The organism is Veillonella sp. KGMB01456, from assembly GCF_023051165.1.
Taxonomy (GTDB): Bacteria; Bacillota; Negativicutes; order Veillonellales; family Veillonellaceae; genus Veillonella_A.
On record NZ_JALKIG010000088.1, the window covers coordinates 1 to 1143 of the forward strand.

1 protein-coding gene is annotated in these 1143 nt (G+C 37.8%); it reads right to left on the reverse strand.

Going from position 1 to position 1143, the window contains the following annotated elements; translation table 11 throughout:
* Window positions 1-28 precede the first annotated feature (28 nt).
* The coding region (locus tag MXE28_RS11415; protein ID WP_247240189.1) for an IS1249 family transposase at window positions 29-1143 on the reverse strand (1115 nt) is incomplete at its 5' end.

The window sequence follows — 1143 nt, forward strand, 5'->3', positions numbered from 1 at the left end:
GGGTTATAGGACATTTTGAGTTGGTAATTTAATCCCATAGATAGTTAGGATATGGATCTGAGAAATGAAAATCACTCCATACAATAGCATCGCCCCAGGTTGGAATAGAATCTTCTAATTTTTCTCTGGAATTCATGGTATCATATAGTTTAGAAATACTTTTGTTGGTCGGCATAACCTCGAGTATTTCAGCGGGTGAAAGCGGTTTCGGTGAGTGCATGTAGCACCACCAGAAAACCGCTTTTATTCGCCTTTCAATATTCATTCCTCTATGGTTACGAAGCATAGCTCTTAATTGAGCATTTATGCCACCTTCAATACGGTTATTAGTAGATGGACAGTTAAAGTCTAATGTATCATCTAGGTAGGTAAATAAGGTACCAGATTTAATTAATACAAGAAGTGATTGCTCTGCTTTTAAAAGTCTTTCATGTTTTAACCTAGGTTTTCCATACTCGTCATAAGATACTTCGTCTAAAAAGGCTTTATGCTTAATTTTCCAGTCTGTTAAACTTCTAATCCAATGTAATGCTGCAGTCGTAGAATTTACCTTAAATAAATCATTTGAAAGCCCATATAGCTCTGCACCGGCAATTGTTTTAGGACGAGTTGTTGTATACCTTTTTACTTGTTGAAAAGCATGAAAAATACATCTTTGAAGTTTGGCCTTTGGCCAAACTTTTTTTAATGCCTTCCGAAAGCCGGGACCACCATCAGATACAACGACCGTGGGCGTAGCAATACGGCTCATCAAAGCCCCCCAAGCCCTCGCTCGCTCAGCTCTGCATACATACCAACCTAATACATGCTTTTCATCACAGCAGATTAATATACAGGCTTTCCTTCCTAGGTGAATACCATCAATGAATACAATCGAGCTTTGAGTTTCAATTTTAGGTGGTAAAGGCCAAAGTTCCCAAAATTTAGCTGTTTTTCTGCGAAAATTACGACCGGCACCGGGCATATCTTTTTGTACATTTTTACTGAACAACCATTGAAGAAAAAGGCGAAAATCCGAGTTTGTATGATCATAAGGCTTAGTAAAAACTTGATGACATTCTTTACAACGCCATCGCTGCCTACCTATTCGAGTTTTTCCATACTTTATACAGTCAAAACCACAATAAGGACATCTAATTTTTT